We start from the raw sequence: 1,062 nt of genomic DNA on the forward strand, positions 1-1,062 counted from the left end.
GGGCATGACATCCACCATCTATGTGACAGTTCCACCGCCATCGCGAGCAAGCTCGCTCCCACACGGCCCCGCGTCGCTTCAACTTGGTGCGCAGATCAAAATCAACGCACCAACTTCAACCAAAAAACTCACTCCATCGATACCAGTCCCACGTCTCCTTCAGCCATTTCCTACGCATCATGTCGATTGGCAAGCCCCTTGCTCTAGCCTGAGCATTGTCCATTGCTGGAAGCCTTCCGATGCTGGTGATTCATCGCAGAATCGACCCTCAACCCGTTTGGGCCGCCGAACTGCACCTGACGTTCGAAGCCCGCAGCAAAAGCCGTTTGCGCTGTTTCAGTGCCGAGGGCGAAGACGTCGGATTGTTTTTGGAGCGCGGCCAGCCGCCGTTGCATGACGGCGAATGCCTGCAAGCCGAAGACGGGCGTATCGTGCGTGTCTGCGCCCGCCCCGAACAATTGCTCCACGTCACCTGCGCCAATGCCTTTGAACTGACCCGCGCGGCCTATCACCTGGGCAATCGCCATGTCGCCCTGCAAGTCGGCGACGGCTGGTTGCGCCTGCTCGACGATTACGTGCTCAAGGCCATGCTCAAACAACTCGGCGCCAATGCCGAGAACATCGAGGCGCCGTTCCAGCCGGAACACGGCGCCTATGGCGGAGGCCATCATCATTCGCGCCACGGCGATGAAGACTTCAACTACGCGCCGAAACTGCACCAGTTCGGCGTCCGCCCATGAACCCGGCCTGGGCGCTGTTGCGCCTGGCCAGTCCGCAATTGCCGATTGGCGGCTACAGCTACTCCCAAGGGCTGGAAATGGCGGTGGATAACGGCCGGGTTCACGACCCCGACAGTGCACGACGCTGGATCAGCGATCAGTTGCTGCTGAATCTGGCACGCTTCGAAGCGCCTTTGTTGCTCGCCCATTGCGTGGCCGCCTGCGAGGAAAACTGGGACGAATTGCTGCAGAGCTGCGAAGAGCATCGCGCCAGTCGCGAAACCCGCGAGTTGCATCAGGAGAGCCGGCAGATGGGCTACTCGTTGCAGCAATTGCTCAATGG

At 60.4% G+C, this 1,062-nt stretch carries 2 protein-coding genes; both read left to right on the plus strand.

The window, feature by feature from the left end; all coding sequences use genetic code 11:
* Nucleotides 1–239: 239 nt before the first annotated feature.
* The gene (gene ureE, locus ACXRVY_RS31120) at nt 240–740 is read left to right on the plus strand and encodes an urease accessory protein UreE (RefSeq protein WP_223462553.1); all 501 of its coding nucleotides are present in this window, start codon (nt 240–242) and stop codon (nt 738–740) included.
* The coding region (locus ACXRVY_RS31125; RefSeq protein ID WP_458239222.1) for an urease accessory protein UreF at nt 737–1,062 on the plus strand (326 nt) is incomplete at its 3' end. The genes ureE and ACXRVY_RS31125, both read left to right, overlap by 4 nt.

Source organism: Pseudomonas sp. P5_A2_2, from assembly GCF_054177685.1.